The 18167-nt window shown below is 64.8% G+C and carries 19 protein-coding genes; 11 read left to right on the top strand and 8 right to left on the bottom strand.

Features of this window, described 5'->3' with window-relative positions; all coding sequences use genetic code 11:
* Nucleotides 1–33 precede the first annotated feature (33 nt).
* Nucleotides 34–303, top strand: coding sequence for a hypothetical protein (locus tag XI09_RS38220; RefSeq protein WP_092186583.1), 270 nt, complete (start codon nt 34–36; stop codon nt 301–303).
* Between the two features lie 183 nt (nt 304–486).
* Complete coding sequence (locus tag XI09_RS38215; RefSeq protein WP_271571513.1) at nt 487–1233, top strand: OmpW/AlkL family protein; 747 nt, start codon at nt 487–489, stop codon at nt 1231–1233.
* Nucleotides 1234–1302: 69 nt separating this feature from the next.
* Here XI09_RS38215 and XI09_RS38210 read toward each other — a convergent pair whose 3' ends face one another.
* Together XI09_RS38210 and XI09_RS38205 are read right to left on the bottom strand one after the other, a co-directional pair.
* Nucleotides 1303–1488: a hypothetical protein gene (locus tag XI09_RS38210; protein ID WP_027546983.1), complete on the bottom strand. Its 186-nt coding sequence runs from the start codon at nt 1486–1488 to the stop codon at nt 1303–1305.
* Nucleotides 1489–1782: 294 nt separating this feature from the next.
* On the bottom strand, nt 1783–2478 hold the full coding sequence (locus XI09_RS38205; protein WP_271571512.1) for a DUF1013 domain-containing protein: 696 nt from the start codon (nt 2476–2478) through the stop codon (nt 1783–1785).
* Between the two features lie 254 nt (nt 2479–2732).
* Here XI09_RS38205 and ispH point away from each other — a divergent pair, with 254 nt between their 5' ends.
* Genes ispH through rnhA form a run of 3 tightly spaced genes read left to right on the top strand, consistent with a single transcriptional unit; the run spans nt 2733 to nt 5152 of the window.
* Nucleotides 2733–3701 carry a 4-hydroxy-3-methylbut-2-enyl diphosphate reductase gene (ispH, locus tag XI09_RS38200; protein ID WP_271571511.1) on the top strand — a complete coding sequence of 323 codons (969 nt, stop codon included), beginning with the start codon at nt 2733–2735 and terminating at the stop codon, nt 3699–3701.
* 6 nt (nt 3702–3707) lie between these two features.
* The gene (locus XI09_RS38195; RefSeq protein ID WP_271571510.1) at nt 3708–4691 is read left to right on the top strand and encodes a homoserine kinase; all 984 of its coding nucleotides are present in this window, start codon (nt 3708–3710) and stop codon (nt 4689–4691) included.
* Entirely contained in the window at nt 4688–5152 is a 465-nt protein-coding gene (rnhA, locus tag XI09_RS38190) for a ribonuclease HI (RefSeq protein ID WP_271571509.1), read from the top strand. The genes XI09_RS38195 and rnhA overlap by 4 nt, the downstream gene beginning before the upstream one ends.
* 119 nt (nt 5153–5271) lie before the next feature.
* On the opposite strand, the gene XI09_RS38185 is transcribed toward rnhA, so the two are convergent.
* From XI09_RS38185 to XI09_RS38160, 6 genes are all read right to left on the bottom strand, one after another.
* The gene (locus XI09_RS38185; protein ID WP_271571508.1) at nt 5272–5757 is read right to left on the bottom strand and encodes a peroxiredoxin; all 486 of its coding nucleotides are present in this window, start codon (nt 5755–5757) and stop codon (nt 5272–5274) included.
* A 108-nt stretch (nt 5758–5865) separates the two neighbouring features.
* Entirely contained in the window at nt 5866–6420 is a 555-nt protein-coding gene (locus tag XI09_RS38180; RefSeq protein WP_271571507.1) for a DUF924 family protein, read from the bottom strand.
* Nucleotides 6421–6435: 15 nt separating this feature from the next.
* Entirely contained in the window at nt 6436–8121 is a 1686-nt protein-coding gene (locus XI09_RS38175) for a long-chain fatty acid--CoA ligase (protein ID WP_271571506.1), read from the bottom strand.
* Nucleotides 8122–8313: 192 nt separating this feature from the next.
* A complete protein-coding gene (locus XI09_RS38170) occupies nt 8314–9762 on the bottom strand; it encodes a serine hydrolase (RefSeq protein ID WP_271571505.1) in 1449 nt (482 codons plus the stop codon).
* A gap of 190 nt (nt 9763–9952) precedes the next feature.
* On the bottom strand, nt 9953–11761 hold the full coding sequence (locus XI09_RS38165) for a glucan ABC transporter ATP-binding protein/ permease (RefSeq protein ID WP_271571504.1): 1809 nt from the start codon (nt 11759–11761) through the stop codon (nt 9953–9955).
* A gap of 86 nt (nt 11762–11847) precedes the next feature.
* Nucleotides 11848–12897 (bottom strand): ABC transporter substrate-binding protein, encoded by a 1050-nt coding sequence (locus XI09_RS38160; RefSeq protein ID WP_271571503.1) that lies wholly within the window; start codon nt 12895–12897, stop codon nt 11848–11850.
* Between the two features lie 228 nt (nt 12898–13125).
* On the opposite strand from XI09_RS38160, the gene XI09_RS38155 reads away from it, so the two are divergent.
* The 6 genes from XI09_RS38155 to XI09_RS38130 all read left to right on the top strand — a co-directional run bounded on the left by XI09_RS38155 (nt 13126) and on the right by XI09_RS38130 (nt 17919).
* A complete protein-coding gene (locus tag XI09_RS38155) occupies nt 13126–13503 on the top strand; it encodes a hypothetical protein (RefSeq protein WP_271571502.1) in 378 nt (125 codons plus the stop codon).
* A gap of 118 nt (nt 13504–13621) precedes the next feature.
* Nucleotides 13622–14026 carry a phosphoribosyl-ATP diphosphatase gene (hisE, locus tag XI09_RS38150; protein WP_271571501.1) on the top strand — a complete coding sequence of 135 codons (405 nt, stop codon included), beginning with the start codon at nt 13622–13624 and terminating at the stop codon, nt 14024–14026.
* A gap of 45 nt (nt 14027–14071) precedes the next feature.
* The gene (locus XI09_RS38145) at nt 14072–14674 is read left to right on the top strand and encodes a YqaA family protein (protein ID WP_271571500.1); all 603 of its coding nucleotides are present in this window, start codon (nt 14072–14074) and stop codon (nt 14672–14674) included.
* A gap of 47 nt (nt 14675–14721) precedes the next feature.
* A complete protein-coding gene (locus XI09_RS38140) occupies nt 14722–15252 on the top strand; it encodes a hypothetical protein (protein WP_271571499.1) in 531 nt (176 codons plus the stop codon).
* A 36-nt stretch (nt 15253–15288) separates the two neighbouring features.
* Nucleotides 15289–16689 carry an aspartate ammonia-lyase gene (locus tag XI09_RS38135; protein WP_271571498.1) on the top strand — a complete coding sequence of 467 codons (1401 nt, stop codon included), beginning with the start codon at nt 15289–15291 and terminating at the stop codon, nt 16687–16689.
* A 261-nt stretch (nt 16690–16950) separates the two neighbouring features.
* Nucleotides 16951–17919, top strand: coding sequence for an NAD(P)H-dependent flavin oxidoreductase (locus XI09_RS38130; protein ID WP_271571497.1), 969 nt, complete (start codon nt 16951–16953; stop codon nt 17917–17919).
* Nucleotides 17920–18167: the final 248 nt, after the last annotated feature.

Genomic DNA, 18167 nt, shown 5'->3' with positions numbered 1-18167 from the left:
CGCTAAACAGGGCCGGCCAACAGGGGACCTCGAATGCCACTCGCCGCCGCGCCGCGCCTGCTCACTGCCGTACTCTTCGCCATCGCACTCTCCGCCTGCTCGGCGCGCTACCAGACGCCGGTGGCGATGGGGGGCGACGATGACGACGCGGTGTGCCAGAGCCGCGGTTATGCGGCGGGCTCGCCGGAATATGTGGCCTGCCGCAAGGATCGTGACGTCCAGCGCAGCGCCGCTACCGCCCGCGCCGACCGCCGCCAGCGCGATCTCGGCGAGTACATGCTGAACCATCCCGAGCGGCCGTGAGATCGGGCGTGGTACTATCCTGCGCCATTCACTCGCATTGGTCGTGACACATCTGCAACGCCGCGACACAAATCGTGCCGCATTTCGCCTGATTTGATCGGCGTCAAATCCTTCACCGTCCCCTTTCTGCTCTCACGCTGATGTCGCGCAACGAAGCGCGAGAGACGGCTGAAGGGGATTGAAATGCAGAGAACGACAAGAAACTTGGCGCGGATCGCGATGGTCGGTGCGATGCTCGCGGGGACTTTTGCCGCAGCGCAGGCCGCGGACCTGCCGGTCTACAAGAAGGTGCCGCCGCCCGTGGAGGCGTTCAATCCCTGGATGGTGCGCCTGCGTGTGCTCGGCGTGTTGCCCGATGCCGGCGGCTCGACCGTCAACGTCGCGGGCGTGCCGTCGCTGTCGTCGCCGAATTCCGGCCTCTCGATCAGCGATCAGGTCGTGCCCGAGCTCGATATCAGCTATTTCTTCACCAAGAACATCGCGGCCGAGCTGATCCTCGGTGTGACCAGGCATTCGATCAGCGGCACCGGCTCGCTCGCGAATTTGCCGATCGGCAAGACCACGCTGCTGCCGCCGACGCTGACGCTGCAATATCACTTCGACAATTTCGGTGCGTTCAAGCCGTATATCGGCGCCGGCGTGAACTACACCGTGTTCTTCAACAATTCCGCCGCCAATGCGCCGGCCGCCATCGTCGGCCCGCCCGCGATCGTCGCCACCACCACGAGCCTGCACGTCAGCAATGCCTTCGGTGGCGCGGTGCAGTTCGGCTTCGACTACATGCTCGACCGGCACTGGGGTCTCAACGTCGACGTCAAGAAGCTCTGGCTGCGGCCGGATTACAGCGCGACCGTCAGCGGCCTGCCCGTCACCGGCACCGCGCATATCGACCCGTGGCTGGTCGGCGCCGGCGTCACCTACAAGTTCTGATGCCGCCCTCGCGGCGCCGGGCGGGGGCCCCGGCGCCGCGTCGATCCGCTCGACCAATCCTGCATTCGGTCAGTCCGAATGCACGGTGCGGGGATGCCGATCGTGCAGGAGCTTCGCGAGCGGGTCGCGATCCTCGGGGTGCCCTTGTACGGCGATCTCGAACAGCGATTCCTGAATGTCCCGGGGCATCTCCCCCCAGACCGACAGCGCCGCGTGACCAAGCATCAAGGCAAAGCGTTCTTCGTTGACTTGCATCTCTGATCCTCCGCGCGGGAACAATGCGACATCAGACGCATCGTTCCCGACGGCGGCCAGGTACGCCTTGCCGGCTGGCTGTTGAGACTATGCAGCCTCTTGCCTCGGCCTCAGCGAAGCCGCCAGGCAGGTTTCGACGCACGCCCGCTCCAGTGCGTCGATTGCGAGCACGCCAATCGTCGCGCCCTCAATTCCCCGCCGTGCGAGCGTGTCAGCGACCGCAGGCCAGCGCGCCCAAATAAAAACGCGGCGGGGTGGCCCGCCGCGTTTTGATGACGTCCGGAGGACGGAGAATTACTCCTCCTCGTTGTCCTGCTTCTTGCCGCCGAGGGTCTTCAGCTTGGCGAACACGGCATCGACGTTGAGGTCGTCGCTCGATCGCTCGGCTGGCTCCAACTCGTCCTTCTTGGTGGTCTCCGAGGCCGGCAGCAGGGTGGCGCCGCCATAGGCTGTGTCGATCGGCTTTTCCTTGGCCGCGCGGGCCACCTCGAAATCGAGCTCGATCTGCGAGCAGAGGCCGAGGGTGACCGGATCGATCGGGGTCAGCGAGGAGGTGTTCCAGTGGGTGCGGTCGCGCACGCTCGCGATCGTGCTCTTGGTGGTGCCGACCAGGCGCATGATCTGGGCGTCCTTGAGCTCGGCGTGGTTGCGCAGCAGCCAGAGGATGGCGCTCGGGCGCTCGTGGCGGCGCGAGACCGGGGTGTAGCGCGGGCCCTTGCGCTTGGGCTGCGGCGGCAGCACCACCTTGCTCTCCTGGAGGCGGAGGCGGTAATCCGGGTTCTTCTCGCCCTTCTCGATCTCCTCGCGGGTGAGCTGGCCGTTGGAGAGGGGATCCATGCCCTTGATGCCCTGGGCCGCGTCGCCGTCGGCGATCGCGCGCACCTCGAGGGGATGCATCTTGGTGAAATCGGCGACCTGGTCGAAGGTCAGCGCGGTGTTGTCGAGCAGCCAGACGGCGGTCGCCTTGGGCATCAGAGGTGCGTTGCTCATGGCAAATCTCCTTTGTGCTTCGCCCACCCCTCTGGAGGCGAAGCCGGTGGTCATCAGCGATGACTGGGAATTCGCGCTATATAAGCCCGGAGGGGGTAGCCACGCAATGGTTCTGCTATAGATAGTGCCTTGACAGCGCCCGAAAGGGGGCCCAATTCCCTCTGAAGTCGCCGTAAGCCCGTACCTAAGCCCTATTCATCCATCGACCGCTTCCCGCCCCATTTGGCGAGGTGATTCGGTCCCGAGATCGCCCAATGTCAGCAAAACCAGACCTCAAGATCGTGCTTTGTTCTCCCCGCGGCTTCTGCGCCGGGGTGGTCCGGGCGATCGACACCGTGGAACGGGCGCTCGATAAATACGGCGCTCCCGTCTATGTTCGCCATGAGATTGTGCATAATAAATACGTCGTCGACGGGTTGAAGAAGAAGGGCGCCATCTTCGTCGAGGAGCTGGCCGAAATCCCGGAAAACACCACCGCGCCGGTGGTGTTCTCGGCCCATGGCGTGCCGAAATCGGTTCCCGCCGACGCCCAGTCTCGCAATTTGTTCTCGCTGGACGCGACCTGCCCGCTGGTGACCAAGGTCCACCGCGAGGCCGCGATCCACTTCAAGCGCGGCCGCGAGATCTTCCTGATCGGCCATTCCCATCACCCCGAGGTGGTCGGCACGCTCGGCCAGCTCCCCGTCGGTGCCGTCACCTTGATCGAGACCGCCGAGGACGCCAAGACCATCACCCCGAAGGACCCCAACAACCTCGCCTTCGTGACCCAGACCACGCTGTCGATCGACGATACCGCGGAGATCGTCGCGCTGCTCAAGGAGCGTTTCCCGAACATCAACGGGCCGCACAAGGAAGACATCTGCTACGCCACCACCAACCGCCAGCTTGCGGTGAAGAAGGTGGCGCCGGTGGTGGACGCGCTGATCGTGGTCGGCGCGCCGAACTCGTCGAACTCGCAGCGCCTGCGCGAGGTCGCCGAGCGTGAGGGCTGCCCGATCGCGGTGCTGGCGCAGCGCGCCGCCGACCTCGACTGGAAGCGGTTCGAAAACATCACCAGCCTCGGCATCACCGCGGGCGCCTCGGCGCCGGAGGTGATCGTCGAGGAGATCATGGACGCGTTCGCCGAGCGCTTCACGCTGCACGTGGAGACGGTCTCGGCCGCGGAAGAGAACGAGTTCTTCCCGCTGCCGCGCCAGGTGCGCCCCGAAGCCGCCGCCGAGTAGACCTCTATGGCGGTCTACACCGACGTCGCCGCCGACGAGCTTGCGGATTTCCTGAGCCAATACGATCTCGGCGAATTGCTCTCCTACAAGGGCATCGCCGAGGGCGTCGAGAACTCCAACTTCCTGCTGCACACCACCAAGGGCTCGTTCATCCTCACGCTCTACGAGAAGCGCGTGGCGAAGAACGATCTGCCGTTCTTCCTCGCGCTGATGACGCATCTCGCCGAGCACGGCGTCAATTGTCCGCTGCCGGTGAAGGGACGAGACGGCGAGGCGTTGCGCGAGCTGTCGGGCCGTCCGGCCGCGATCATCACCTTTCTCGAAGGCGTCTGGCCGCGCAAGCCGAACGCGGCCCATTGCGCCGGCGTCGGCGAGGGGCTGGCCAGGATGCATCTGGCCGGCGCCAATTTCGCGATCAGGCGCGCGAACGCGCTCTCGGTCGCGGGCTGGCGGCCGTTGTTCGATGCGGCCGCAAGCCGCGCCGACGAGGTGCAGCCGGACCTGCGCGCGTTTCTCGCAACCGAGCTCGACTATCTCGCGAGCGGGGTCTGGCCGACCAATCTGCCTGAGGGCGTGATCCACGCCGACCTCTTCAACGACAACGTCTTCTTCCTCGGCGACAAGCTCTCGGGGATCATCGACTTCACCTTCGCCTGCAACGACATGCTGGCCTATGACGTCGCGATCTGCCTCAACGCCTGGTGCTTCGAGCCGGATCACTCCTTCAACGTCACCAAGGCGCGCGCCTTCCTCAATGCCTATGGCCGCGTGCGCAAGCTCTCGGAGGCGGAAGAGGCCGCGCTGCCGCTCCTGGCGCGCGGCGCCGCGATCCGTTTCCTGCTGACGCGGCTGGTCGACTGGCTCAACGTGCCGCCCGGTGCGCTGGTGAGGCCGAAGGATCCGCTGGAATATGTCCGCAAGCTGCGCTTCCACCAGAGCGTTTCGAGCGTGCGCGACTACGGGCTGATGCCGTCGGGACTGGTCGCGTGAGCGAGCTTCCGGTTGTCACGATCTATACCGACGGCGCGTGCTCGGGAAATCCCGGGCCCGGCGGCTGGGGCGCGATCCTGAAGTTCGGCGACAAGGAGAAGGAGCTGAACGGCGGCGAGCGTCACACCACCAACAACCAGATGGAGCTGATGGCGGCGATCTCCGCGCTCGAAGCGCTGAAGAAGCCGTGCACCGTCGACCTCTACACCGACAGCCAGTATGTCCGGCAGGGCATCACCGGCTGGATCCACGGCTGGAAGCGCAACGGCTGGCGCACCGCCGACAAGAAGCCGGTCAAGAATGTCGAGCTATGGCAGCGTCTCGATGCCGCGCTGAAGGCGCACGAGGTCCGCTGGCACTGGGTCAAGGGCCACGCCGGCCATCCCGAGAACGAACGTGCGGATCAGCTGGCGCGGGACGGGATCGTGAAGGCGAGGTTGCAGCAGAGGGTGGCGGAGTAGCAGTTTGCTCCGTCATTCCGGGGCGGTGCAAAGCACCGAACTCAGGTGCGCAATTGCGCACCCGAGAATCTCGAGATTCCGGGTTCGCCTCTGCGAGGCGCCCCGGAATGACATCTATCTCAGAGCTGCCCGAGCAGCGTATCGCCGCCTGACACCTCGACCTTGCCGGGCATCGCCTCGAGGTTCAGCTTCTTGACCACGCCGTCCTCGACCAGCATCGAATAGCGCTTGGAGCGGATGCCGAGGCCGTTGGCGGAGGCGTCCAGCTCCATGCCGATCGCCTTGGTGAAGTCGGCGTTGCCGTCGGCGAGGAAGATGGCCTCGTCGCGCTGGTCGGTGTCGCGCTTCCAGGCGTTCATGACGAAGGCGTCGTTGACGGAGATGATGGCGATGGTGTCGACGCCCTTGTCCTTGATGGCGTAGGCGTTGAGGAAGATGCTCGGCAGATGCATCTTGTGGCAGGTGCCGGTGTAGGCGCCTGGCACCGCGAACAGCGCCACCTTCTTGCCCTTGAAGATATCGTCGGTGGTCTTCACCTGCGGGCCTTCCGCCGTCATCACGCGGAATTTCGCCTCGGGCAGCTTGTCGCCAGTCTGGATCGCCATCGTCAGTCTCCCTGAAAATCGATCCCGCTTTTTAGACCGTGCGGCGGGCCTGCACAATATTGCCGGCAGGGAAAGCGGCGAAGGTTGCCGCCCTTCACCTTGATGTCATCAGCCGGAAAAGCCGCCATTGTCGAGGAAGGCCTGCTCTTCCGCGGTGGTCGGGCGTCCGAGGACCCGGTTGCGGTGGGGGAAGCGGCCGAACCGGCGGATGATGTCGGCGTGCTCCCGCGCGTATTTCAGGTTCTCGGCATTGTCGGCGTCCTGAAACAGCGCAATGCAGCGCAGCTGGTCGGGCAGGTGCTCGGAATGCATGAACGGCATGTAGAGGAATTCGAGTAGGGCAGGATCGATCCTGCGATCCGCGCCCCGATCGATGGCACGGCGGGCAACATCGCGCGCCAGCGCATCGCTGGAGAAGGTCCTGGGATCGCCGCGAAACATGTTGCGGGGGAACTGATCGAGCACGATGACGAGCGCGAGCGCGCCGTCGTCGCTTGCCTCCCATGACGCCAGTTCGCCGGCGGCCGCCTTCTGCCAGAGGGCGAGAAAGCGGCGCCTGACCTCTGCGTCGAAAGTGTCACTGCGCTGGTACCAACGCTCACGGCCGGCCTCTCGCCAGAAGGCGAGAATGCCGGCCGGCGTGATGTCGCCGACGTCAGTCATGGTTCAAAGGCAGCCTTACGCCGCCTCCGCCTTCTTCTCGTCGCGGAGCTGCCGGCGCAGGATCTTGCCGACATTGGTCTTCGGCAGGTCGGTGCGGAATTCGATGTGCTTGGGCACCTTGTAGCCGGTGAGCTGCTCGTGACAGAACTTGATCACGGCCTCGGCGGTGAGGCTTTGGTCCTTCTTCACCACGAAGGCCTTCACCGCTTCGCCCGACTTGGAATCGGGGATGCCGATCACGGCGCATTCGAGCACGCCCGGATGGCTCGCGATCACTTCCTCGATCTCGTTCGGATAGACGTTGAAGCCGGAGACCAGGATCATGTCCTTCTTGCGGTCGACGATCTTGGTGTAGCCCTTCTCGTCCATCACGCCGATGTCGCCGGTGCGGAAATAGCCGTCCGCGGTCATCACCTTGGCGGTCTCTTCCGGCCTGTTCCAGTAACCCGACATCACCTGCGGGCCCTTGGCGCAGATCTCGCCCGGCTGGCCGAGCGGCAGCTCGTTGCCGTCGTCGTCGCGGATGGAAATATAGGTCGAGGGCACGGGGATGCCGATCGAGCCGGAGAAATCGTTCGTGGTCGCCGGATTGCAGGTCAGCGTCGGCGAGGTCTCCGACAGGCCATAGCCTTCGGCGATGAAGCAGCCGGTCACCGCCTTCCACTGCTCGGCCACGGGACGCTGCACGGCCATGCCGCCGCCGTTGGAGATCTTCAGCTTGGAGAAGTCGAGCTTCTTGAAGTCGGGATGGTGCATCAGGCCGTTGTAGAGGGTGTTGACGGCCGGGAAGCTGTTGACCTGGTACTTCGCCAGCTCCTTGACGAAGCCCGCGATGTCGCGCGGATTGGGGATCAGGAGATTGCAGCCGCCGGCGCGTACCGCGAGCAGGTAGCAGGCCGTCAGCGCGAAGATGTGATAGAGCGGCAGCGCGCAGACGATCATGAGCTGATCGACATGCGGCGGCGCCGCAAGCGCCGGCTGGAGCCAGACATCGTTCTGCAGGACGTTGGCGACGATGTTGCGGTGGAGCAGCGTCGCGCCCTTGGAGACACCGGTGGTACCGCCGGTATATTGCAGGAAGGCGACGTCGCCCGGCGACAGCTTTGGCTTGTTGAACGTCATGCCGCGGCCGGCCGACAGCGCGTCGTTGAAGGACACCGCGCCCGGCAACGACCAGGCCGGTACCATTTTCTTGACGCGGCGGACGACGAGGTTGACGATCACGCCCTTGAAGCCGAGCAGGTCGCCCATGCTGGCGACGATGACGTGCTTCACCGACGTCTTCGTGATCACCTGCTCGACGGTGTGGGCAAAATTCTCCAGCACGATGATGGCTTCGGCGCCGGAATCCTTGAGCTGATGCTCGAGCTCGCGCGGCGTGTAGAGCGGATTGACGTTGACGACCGCAAAGCCGGCCCGCAGCACCGCGGCGGTGGCGACCGGATATTGCAGCACGTTCGGCATCATGATGGCGACCCGGGCGCCGCGCTGGAGCCCGCGGCCTTGCAGATAGGCGGCCAGCGCAACCGACATCTGGTCGAGGTCGCGGTAGCTGATCGACTTGTCCATGCAGATGAACGCCTTGCGGTCGGCGAACTTGGTGAAGCTCTCCTCCAGAAGGTCGACCAGCGATGCGTATTGTGTCGGCTCGATATCGGCGGGCACGCCGGGCGGATATTGCTTAAGCCAGATGCGCTCCATGGAAACTCCCCTCTCTTGCACCAGAGCCCGTTGTGTCTCGGGCTTGCCTCATTACCGCCAGTATCGAGCCTGCCGGAACGGGTGGCAAGCCGTCGAGGCTTAGGGCAAAGGTCGGAAAGTGGCTACTGGAATCGTCGCAAGCCGCGCTGCCGCAGGTGCGAAGTGCGGGCTGCCGCTCAATTCCGAGGGGCGTTAACTGTTGTTGGCCGGCTTGGCGGGAGGCTTGGTCGCGGCCTTGGGCTTGGCGGGCTTCGCCGCCTGATCGCCACTTGCTGCGGGCTTCTCGGCGAGTTTCGCCGTGGCATGCTTGGTGCCGGCGGGTTTGGCTGCGGTCTTGGTGTCGGCTTTCGCGTCGCCCTTCGCATCCCCCTTGGCATCTGGCTTCGCTGCCGCCGTCTTGGTGTCCTTCGGCTTGTCGGTTGCGTCAGGTTTCTTGGCGACGCGCGACTTCTTGCCACGCGCCTTCGGCGTGGCCTGCTGGTCGGCATCGGCGGCGACCGCAGCGATCAGGGCGGTGCCGGTGCGGGTCGGGCCGGTATAGACCAGCACGGGCTCGGCCGCCGCCGGCGCCGAGGCCATCAGCTCGGAAGCCTTCATCAGGGGCGGCTGGAGCCCGGCGGTGAAGAAGGTCACCTGGGCTTCGCCGCCGGTGGCGGAGGCCGATCCGGTCGTGCCGCCATTGGCCGCGATCAGCGCATCGTCGTCGTCGCTCGCCGGCCGCTTGCGATGGCCGCCGCACATGTCGTCGCGCAGGTTCGGCGGCGAGGCGTCGACCGGCACGAGGTTTTCGACGGTGCCGAGCGAGGGACGCAGCCACGACAGATTGTCCTGGCTGAAGCCGCGCTCCAGCAGCTGCGCCGCCTTCACCGCGCGCGCCGTTCCGGAATTGGCGCCGAGCACAACGGCGATCAGCCGACGGCCGTTGCGCGTGGCCGAGGCGACGAGGTTGTAGCCCGAAGCGCAGATGAAGCCGGTCTTGAAACCGTCGGCGCCGGGATAGCGGCCGATCAGCTTGTTGAAATTCCCCGTGATGCGCTTGCCGAAGCGGATCGCCGGGATGTGCACGAAGTATTCGTATTCCGGCAGGTCGCGCAGGAACGAGCGCGCGAGAATGCCGAGATCCCGCGCGGACGTGATCTGGCCATCGGCGGGCAGGCCGTTCGGATTGACGTAGCTCGTCTGCGTCATGCCGAGCTTCCTGGCAGTATCGTTCATCATTGCGGAGAAGCCGTCGATCGAACCGCCGACGCCTTCGGCGAGCACCACGGCCATGTCGTTCGCCGACTTGACCATCATCATCTTCAGCGCGTTGTCGACGGTGAGCTGTGTTCCCGGACGGAACCCCATTTTCGAGGGCGACTGCGAGGCCGCCGTCGGCGACACCGTGAGCAGCGTGTCGAGCGTGAGCCTGCCGTCCTTCACCGCCTTCAACGTGACATAGGCGGTCATGATCTTGGTGACGGAGGCCGGATACCAGGGGATGGTCGCGTTATCCGCCTGCAACACCTTGCCGCTGTCGGCTTCGATCAGCAGCAGCGCTTCGGCGCTTGCCGCGCGTGGCGCGAGCAGCGCGGCACATGCGAGGGCCGCGGCGAACAGGTTGAACAGGGACTTGCGAAGCAGCGGGCGAAAGGCGTGCACTATCCGATTCCGGTCCTTGGAGATCCGCCGGTTCCGGACGGTTCTCGTGATCTGAGTTTCGGGTTTTGAATTCCGGCGCCGCCGCTTGCGGCGTCGCAAACCTATACCGGCTCTTGCGTCGAGAATAGGGGTTTCGGCGCGGTATTCCTCAATGAAATAGGCCGAATTTCGGCGGTCCTACGGGGACTTGCTATGGGGATTTGGCCGCAGTCGCGACAGTCTCGGCCGCCGTCACGCTGGCCCGTGTACTGGCCTGTGACTGTTCCTGCACCATGAACTGGGCCCTGGCGAGCTCGGCAAAATGGCCGCCTTTGGCAACGAGTTCATCGAAAGTTCCGGTTTCGGTCACGCGCCCGTTCTCGAACACCAGGATCCGCGTCGCGTTGCGGATGGTGGAAAGGCGGTGGGCGATCACGAAGGTGGTGCGGCCCCTCATCACTTCGTCGAGAGCGGCGTTCACCTTGACCTCGGTGACGGCGTCGAGCGCGCTGGTCGCCTCGTCCAGGATCAGGATCGGCGGGTCCTTCAGCAGCGCACGCGCGATCGACAGCCGCTGCCGCTCGCCGCCGGAGAGCATGCGGCCGCGCTCGCCGGCATTGGTCTCGAACCCGCCGCTGCGCTCGATGAATTCGAGCGCCTGGGCGCGCTCGGCCGCCTTGCGCATCTCGGCTTCGGTCGCGTCCGGTTTGCCGACGCGCAAATTCTCGGCGATCGAGCGGTTGAACAAGAGCGCTTCCTGGAACACGACGCCGATGTTCCGCCGCAGCGAGGTCAGCGTGACGCCGCGCACGTCCATGCCGTCGATCCTGATGAAGCCGGATTGCGGATCGAAGGCGCGATGCAGCAGCGCAATCGCGGTGGACTTGCCGGCGCCGGTCGGGCCGACCAGCGCGATGGTCTGGCCGGGCAGCGCGGTGAAGGAGAGATCCTCGACCGCCGGCCGCTTGCCGTCATAGGAGAAGGTGACGTCGTTGAACTCGACGAGGCCGGACAGGCGTCCGGCATCGATCGCGTCGGGACGGTCGTGGACCGCCGGCACGGCATCGAGCACGCCAAAGAACTCGCGCAGGCGCGGCGCTTCCATGAACACGTTGTTGATGAAGCTCACGACCTGCTCGAGCTTCTGGATCAAGAGCGTGGCAAAGCTCACGAACATCACGATCTCGCCCACCGAGGTCAGCCCCTGGTCGTGCAGCGCGATGCCGAGCGAGAAGATCGCGAGCACCGTGATGGTGGTGGAGGCGCGCGTGATGACGGTGACGAGCGCCCACCAGGACAGCACCGGCATCTGTGCGGCCAGCAGCTCGTCGGCGACGGAGCGCAGTCCCTTCACCTCGGACTCGACGCGGACGAAACTCTGCACCAGTGCGACGTTGCCGAGCGCATCGGAAGCGCGCGCCGAGAGCTCGCTGTAGTGCTCCTCGACCTCCATCTGCATGCCGAAGGTCTTGCGCACGACGAAAGTCGTCAGCGCCGTGAAGACGATGCAGAGCACGAACAAGAGGATCGCGAGCCGCCAGTTCAGATAGAGCGACAGCGGCAGCAGCACCACGACCGAGAGGATCGCGGCAAAGTGCTCGCGGAAGAAGCCGAGCCACAGCCGCCACAGCGCATCGGTGCCGTTGAGCATCACCTTCATCAGCCGGCCCGAATGGGTGCCGGAGTGGAAGGTCAGAGGCAGTTGCAGGATGTGCTCGAAATAGTCGGTCAGCACCGCCTGGCGCTGGCGGTGGGACAGCCGGTCGGCTTGCAGCGCAACGAGCGCGCTGCATGCGACGGTGAACAGCCCGAACGCGACCCAGGCCAGCAGGAACGGCCACGCCGAGTTCGAACCGGCGACCGACTTGCCGGAGAGCACGTCGACGATGCGGCCGAACAGTACGGGCTCTGCGAATTGCGAGGCGGCGAGCAGGAGATTGGCAAATGCCAGCAGCCAGCCCAGCCGCGCCTCCTTGCCGAGCAGCTCGAGAACGCGGGTGTAGAGGCTGAAAATGGACATGCGGACCAGCAATTCGGGCGGATAACGGGGGCCCGTATTCTAAGCAGGGATCGCCCGCGAGATACAGCGGAAGCTATCGGTTTTGCTCAATTGATCAGCCGCCCCGCGACCGGCGGCAGGAACCGGTCGTCGAAGATGTCGCCCGCGGCCGGCCGCTTGCGGAATTTGAAGTTCTGGGCGATCTGGTCGATCGAGCGGTCCAGCCGCGCCGGGTCGATGCCGCCGAGGCCGTTGCGCCTGACCTCGTCGGTCAGGATGTTGTCGACGAGCACGGTGCGCAGGCGCTCCAGTTCGAGGTCGTGGTCGCCGTCGTCGATACGGCTTGTGGCCTCGGCCGCCGCACGGGCGGGCTCTTTGACGGTCGCGTTGATACCGGCGATCAAGGCGCGAACAAATCCCTTCAGCGCGTCCGGCTTCGCCGCGGCGAAAGCGGGGTTGGCCACCACGGCAAAGCCATAGGCTTCGCAGCCATAGTCGGCGTAACGCAGCACCACGAGATCGTCGCCTGGCACGCCGCGGTCGCGCAGGTTCACCGCCGAGAGATAGCTGAAGCCGGCGACGGCATCGACTTGCCCCGCGGACAGGATCGGCTCGCGCACCGCGGCACTTATCTTGTGGAATTTCACGCGCGACGTGTTGATGCCGTTCTGCTGCGCCAGCGCCGGCCACAGCCGCATCGACAGATCGCTGTCGGCGACGCCGACGGTCTTGCCGTCGAGATCGGGCAACAGATGGATGCCGCGGCTCCTGCGCGCGACGATCGCGTAGGGCGCACGGTTGAACAGCACGAACACCGCCTTGAGCGGCGCCGCATCGTCCTTGTCGCGAAATCGGATCAGCTCGTTGATGTCGACGAGCGCGAGCTCGCTGTCGCCCTTGGCGACGCGCGCGAGCGTCTCCGGCGATCCGGGCGCGGTGTTGAAGGAGACGTTGAGATGCTCGGCGCCGAATTGGCCGTCCTTCGCGGCGAGGAAGAACGGCGCCATGCTCGCATCGATCGGGCGGTCGAAGGTGAAGTGGATCGCGACGGAGGGCGCGGCGGTCTCGGCCGCCGTGACGTCGCGTGCGGTCAGTGTCGCAAGCGAGATCGAGAGCGCCAGCAGGCAGCGAAAAGTGGTCGTCTTGAATCCTGACATCAGTTGCGCCGGTCCCCGCATTGTTGTGGTTTCGTGACGCTCGCAGCGCCGGCCCGCGCTGAGCGTGCGCGCGCCAACATGAACGGTGGATGAGCGGGGGTTGCGTCATGATCACGCAACCCCGTTCAGCTTGTGTTGGGGTTGGGGAACCCAACATGGGACGTGGGTGTTTGAAAGACATGAGCCTGTCTGCAGGCGCCATTCGAGGTCCCAAGGAGGGTCCAGGAGATGTTTGACAGCTTTTCGAAATTCACCGGCCGCAAGGCCGTTCTTGCCACTGCGGCCGTGGTGGCTCTGACTGCCGTTGCACCCACCGCCTCTTACGCGGGCGGTCGTCACTGGCATCATGGTGGCGGTGGCGCCGCTGCCGCTGCGATGTTCGGCCTGGCCGCGACCGGCCTCGCGATCGCAGCCAGCCGCGATGCCTACGCCTATGATCCGGGCCCGGGTTACTATTACGAAAGCGGCCCGGTCTACTACAGCAGCCCCGGCTACTACAGCGGCCCCGGCTATGGTCCCTATTATTACGGCTCGGGCTACGAAGAGCGCTATGGCGGCTACACCAAGGTCTGCGCCCACGGCTATTCCGGCTACGGCTGCTATTAACCGGTTGGTAATACGTCATCGACGAACAGGCCGTCGCACCTGCCGCGCCGGCCTGTTTTTTGCTTTTATTGCCGGGCGTTAACGCGCTCGCCATTAGTTTAGAGTAGTTTTGAGTACCATGAGTGATTCGCTTGAGCGGCTATATCTGGCTGTGCTCGCGGCCAGGGACCTTGATCCGGCAACATCGCGCACCGCCCGGCTGTTTCAGCGTGGCCCCTCCAAAATGGCGAAGAAACTGGCCGAAGAGGCCATTGAAGTCGTCATCGATGCCGTCAATGGCGACACCGATGCCGTGATCCGGGAAAGCGCCGACCTGCTCTACAATCTCACCGTGCTCTGGGCTTCGGCCGGCGTGCGCCCCGAGGACGTCTGGCGCGAGATGACGCGGCGGGAAGATATGCTCGGCATCGCCGAGAAGCTGCCGAAGTCGACGATGAAGCTGCCCAAAGTTGCGTCACCGCGCGTCGCCGCGCGGCGGCCAATTGTCGCGCTCGAGGGCCGTACGGCACGCAAGCGCCACTAGAAGCGTCATAATTCGCCTCAATCTCGGCATGGACAAATCCGTCCCATGGTGCTTCATCGCGGCGCCATGCTGAAACGTATCTACGACTGGTGCATCGACGCCGCCCACAAGCCCTATGCGCTCTGGATCATGGGAGCCGTGGCTTTTGCAGAAAGTTCCTTCTTTCCGGTCCCGCCGGATGTGATGCTGATCCCGATGTCACTGGCGCGCCCGCAGCGCGCCTGGGTCTACGCGGCGGTCTGCACCGCGACCTCGGTGCTCGGCGGCCTTCTCGGCTACGCCATCGGGGCACTGCTGTTCGACTCGGTCGGTCACTGGCTGATCCAGGTCTATGGCCTCGGCGACAAGGTCGAGGCCTTCCGCGCCTCCTATGCGGAGTGGGGGGCGGTGATCATCCTGCTCAAGGGGTTGACACCGATCCCCTACAAGCTCGTCACCATCACCTCGGGCTTTGCCGGCTATAATCTCGTCCTGTTCATCCTGTGCTCGATCGTGGCCCGCGGCGGCCGCTTCTTCATCGTCGCCATCCTGCTCAACCGCTATGGCGACTGGATCCGGGTCCGGATCGAGAAGCATCTCGGTCTGTGGGTGGCGATCGGTGCCGCGGTGCTGGTGCTGGGCTTCGTGGTGGCGGTCAAGCTGATCTAGAGCCGCAGCGCTTTGCCGCTGCGCCGGCTTCGGCTACGGTTGCCGTCATGATGGTTCGATCCGGCAATCCGGCCGTGCGGCTCGGGACGCTGACTTCAGCAGTGCTGCTGCTCCTGCTGGGTGCAGGCGGGACTGGATGGCCGCAATCCGCGCCGCCTACGCTCGGCTTGCAGGAGCAGGGACCGCAGGCTGCGCCGCCGCCATCAACGCCTGCCCCGCCGGCACGCGAGGAAAATCCCGGGCTGATCAACGAAATGGGCAAGCTGTTCGACAAGCTGCCCTCGATCCTGCCGCCGATCAAAAGCCCGAGCGAGACCATGAATGACCTGTCGCGGCTGGCCAAACCCTCGACCATGGTCTCGGGGCGCGTGGCCTGTCCGGTCTCGTCGAACGGCGCGCCGGACTGCAAGCAGGCCGCCGACCAGCTCTGCCAGGGCAGGGGCTACAGGGAAGGCAAGAGCCTCAACGCCGACTCCGCCGAGAAATGCTCGGCCAAGGTTCTCATCCCGGGCAGGCAACGCAAACCGGACGACTGCCGCACCGATACTTTCGTGACCAGCGCTCTGTGCCAGAACTGACGTGACGACGCCGCGCGCGAGCAACAAGGAGCGCCCATGAGCCGTACGGAGCAGGATTTCCTCGGACAGCGTGAGATCGCCGACGACATTTACTACGGCGTCCAGACCATCCGCGGGAAGGAGAACTTCCACATCACCGGCATTCCGATGAGCCAGGAGCCTTATTTCGTGAAGGCGCTGGGTTACGTGAAGAAGGCCGCGGCGATGGCCAATCGCGATCTCGGCGCGATCGACGCCAAGGTGGCCGATGCGATCATTCTCGGCTGCGATCGCGTGATCGCTGGCGACATGATGGATCAGTTTGTCACCGACTTCATCCAGGGTGGCGCCGGCACCTCGACCAACATGAACGCCAACGAGGTGATCGCCAACCTCGCGCTGGAATCGCTGGGCTTCAAGAAGGGCGACTACCAGCACGTCAGCCCGAACGATCATGTGAACTACGGCCAGTCGACCAACGACACCTATCCGACCGCCTTTCGGCTGGCGCTGATCCTGCGGCTCGAGAGCTACATGACGGCGCTGCGCCAGCTCCAGGAGGCGTTCTTCGCCAAGAGCAGGGAGTTCGATCGCGTGCTGAAGATGGGGCGTACGCATCTTCAGGATGCCGTGCCGATGTCGCTCGGTGCCGAATTCCGCGGATGGGGCACCACAATGGGCGAGGAGGTCGATCGTATCTCCGAGGCACGGGCGCTGCTGCGCGAGATCAACCTCGGCGCGACCGCGATCGGCACCTCCGTCACCGCGGCGCACGGTTATCCCAAGCTCGCGGTCCGGCATCTGAGCGCGCTGACCGGCATCGACTTCATTCTCGCCGGCGACCTCGTCGAGGCGACCTCGGACACCGGCGCCTATGTGCAGCTCTCCGGCGTGCTCAAGCGCACCGCGAGCAAGCTCACCAAGATCTGCAACGACATCCGCCTGCTGGCTTCGGGCCCGCGCGCCGGTTTCAACGAGATCAACCTGCCGCAGCTCCAGCCGGGCTCCTCGATCATGCCGGGCAAGGTCAATCCCGTGATCCCCGAGGTCGTCAACCAGACCAGCTTCCTCGTCATCGGGCTCGACACCACAGTGACGCTCGCCGCTTCCGCCGGCCAGCTCCAGCTCAACGTGATGGAGCCGGTGATCTCGTTCGCGCTGTTCTTCTCGATCCGCACCATGGAGCGCGCGGTCAACAGCCTGCGCGAGAACTGCATCGTCGGCATCACCGCCAACGAGGAGCACACCCGCAACATGGTGCTGAACTCGCTCGGCATTGTCACCGTGCTGAAACCGCTGCTCGGCTACAAGCAGTGCGCCGAGATCGCGCGCGAGGGCTACAAGAGCGGCAAGTCGCTACACCAGATCGTGGTGGTCGAGCGCAAGCTGCTGACGCAGGAGAAGTGGGACGAGATGTTCTCGTTCGAGCGGCTGATCAATCCGGATTTGATTGGGTAGACAGTCTCTCCTCTCGTCATTCCGGGATGCGCCGACAGGCGCAGGCCCGGAATCCATTTCGCCGCGCGTGCTGAGGTCCGATGGACTCCGGGCTCGCGCCTTTCGGCGCGCCCCGGAATGACGGAAGAGGAATTCCGCGGTTTGGAATTGCGGTAACGGCATCCGCCACGGCGCCAAAACGCAATACTTGACAGTGGAAAGATTGCCTTGTTGGTATGGCTCCCAACTTCGATTTGACCGCCAATAGAGGATCGTTTCGCAATGTCCATGCCTGCCTTGTTCAAAGGACGCCTGTCGATCCCCGTGATCGGCTCGCCGCTCTTCATCATCTCGGTGCCCGATCTCGTGATCGCGCAATGCAAGGCGGGTGTGGTCGGCTCGTTTCCGGCGCTGAACGCGCGCCCGCCCGAGCTGCTCGACGAGTGGCTGGCGCGGATCACCGAAGAGCTCGCGGCCTATGACCGCGCGCATCCCGACAGGCCGTCGGCGCCGTTCGCGGTCAACCAGATCGTGCACAAGTCGAACAACCGGCTCGATCACGACATGCAGCTCTGCGCCAAGTACAAGGTGCCGATGATCATCTCCTCGCTCGGCGCGCGCGAGGAGCTGAACCAGGCCGTGCACGGTTGGGGCGGCATCATCTTCCACGACGTCATCAACCAGAAATTCGCGCACAAGGCGATCGAGAAGGGCGCCGACGGCCTGATCCTGGTCGCGGCCGGTGCCGGCGGCCACGCCGGCACCATCTCGCCGCTCGCTTTCGTCGCCGAAACGCGCAAGTGGTTCGACGGCCCGATCGCGCTGTCGGGCGCGATCGGCAACGGCAAGGCGATCCGCGCCGCGCGCATCCTCGGCGCCGATTTCGCCTATATCGGGTCAGCCTTCATCGCGACCAAGGAGGCCAATGCGGTCGAGCGCTACAAGGAGATGATCGCGGGCTCGACGGCCGACGACATCGTCTATTCCAACCTCTTCACCGGCGTGCACGGCAATTACCTGAAGCCCTCGATCCTCGCCGCCGGCATGGATCCGGAGAACCTGCCGACGTCCGATCCGTCCAAGATGAACTTCGGCACCGACGCCTCCGGCGAGCGCGCCAAACCGAAAGCGTGGAAGGAGATCTGGGGCTCGGGCCAGGGCATCGGCAGCATCGACGGCGTCGTCCCCGCCGCCGACCTGATCGCGCGTTTCAAGAAGGAGTACGACGAGGCGATCGATCCGCCGTTGTGATCGGCGGCGATTGCAGTACGCGTATCTTTCCTCCGTCGTCCTGGACAAGCGCAGCTCCGACAACGCGTAGCGTTGTCTGGAGCGGAGCACAGGGCGTAGTCTGGCGAAGACTTGGAGTTGAGAGTTACGCGCTACAACTTCTCCCTGTGGTAATGGGTCCTGGCTTTCGCCCACAGGCGCTAAAATAGTTGCATTGCTTGATAGCGCCGTTTTCGTCTTGGTGGCTCGCGTAGATGCCGTCGGAGCGT

This window comes from Bradyrhizobium sp. CCBAU 11386, from assembly GCF_028128955.1.
GTDB lineage: Bacteria > Pseudomonadota > Alphaproteobacteria > Rhizobiales > Xanthobacteraceae > Bradyrhizobium.
Note: the sequence above shows the minus strand (reverse complement) of the source record. Positions and strands in the feature narration are given on the sequence as shown.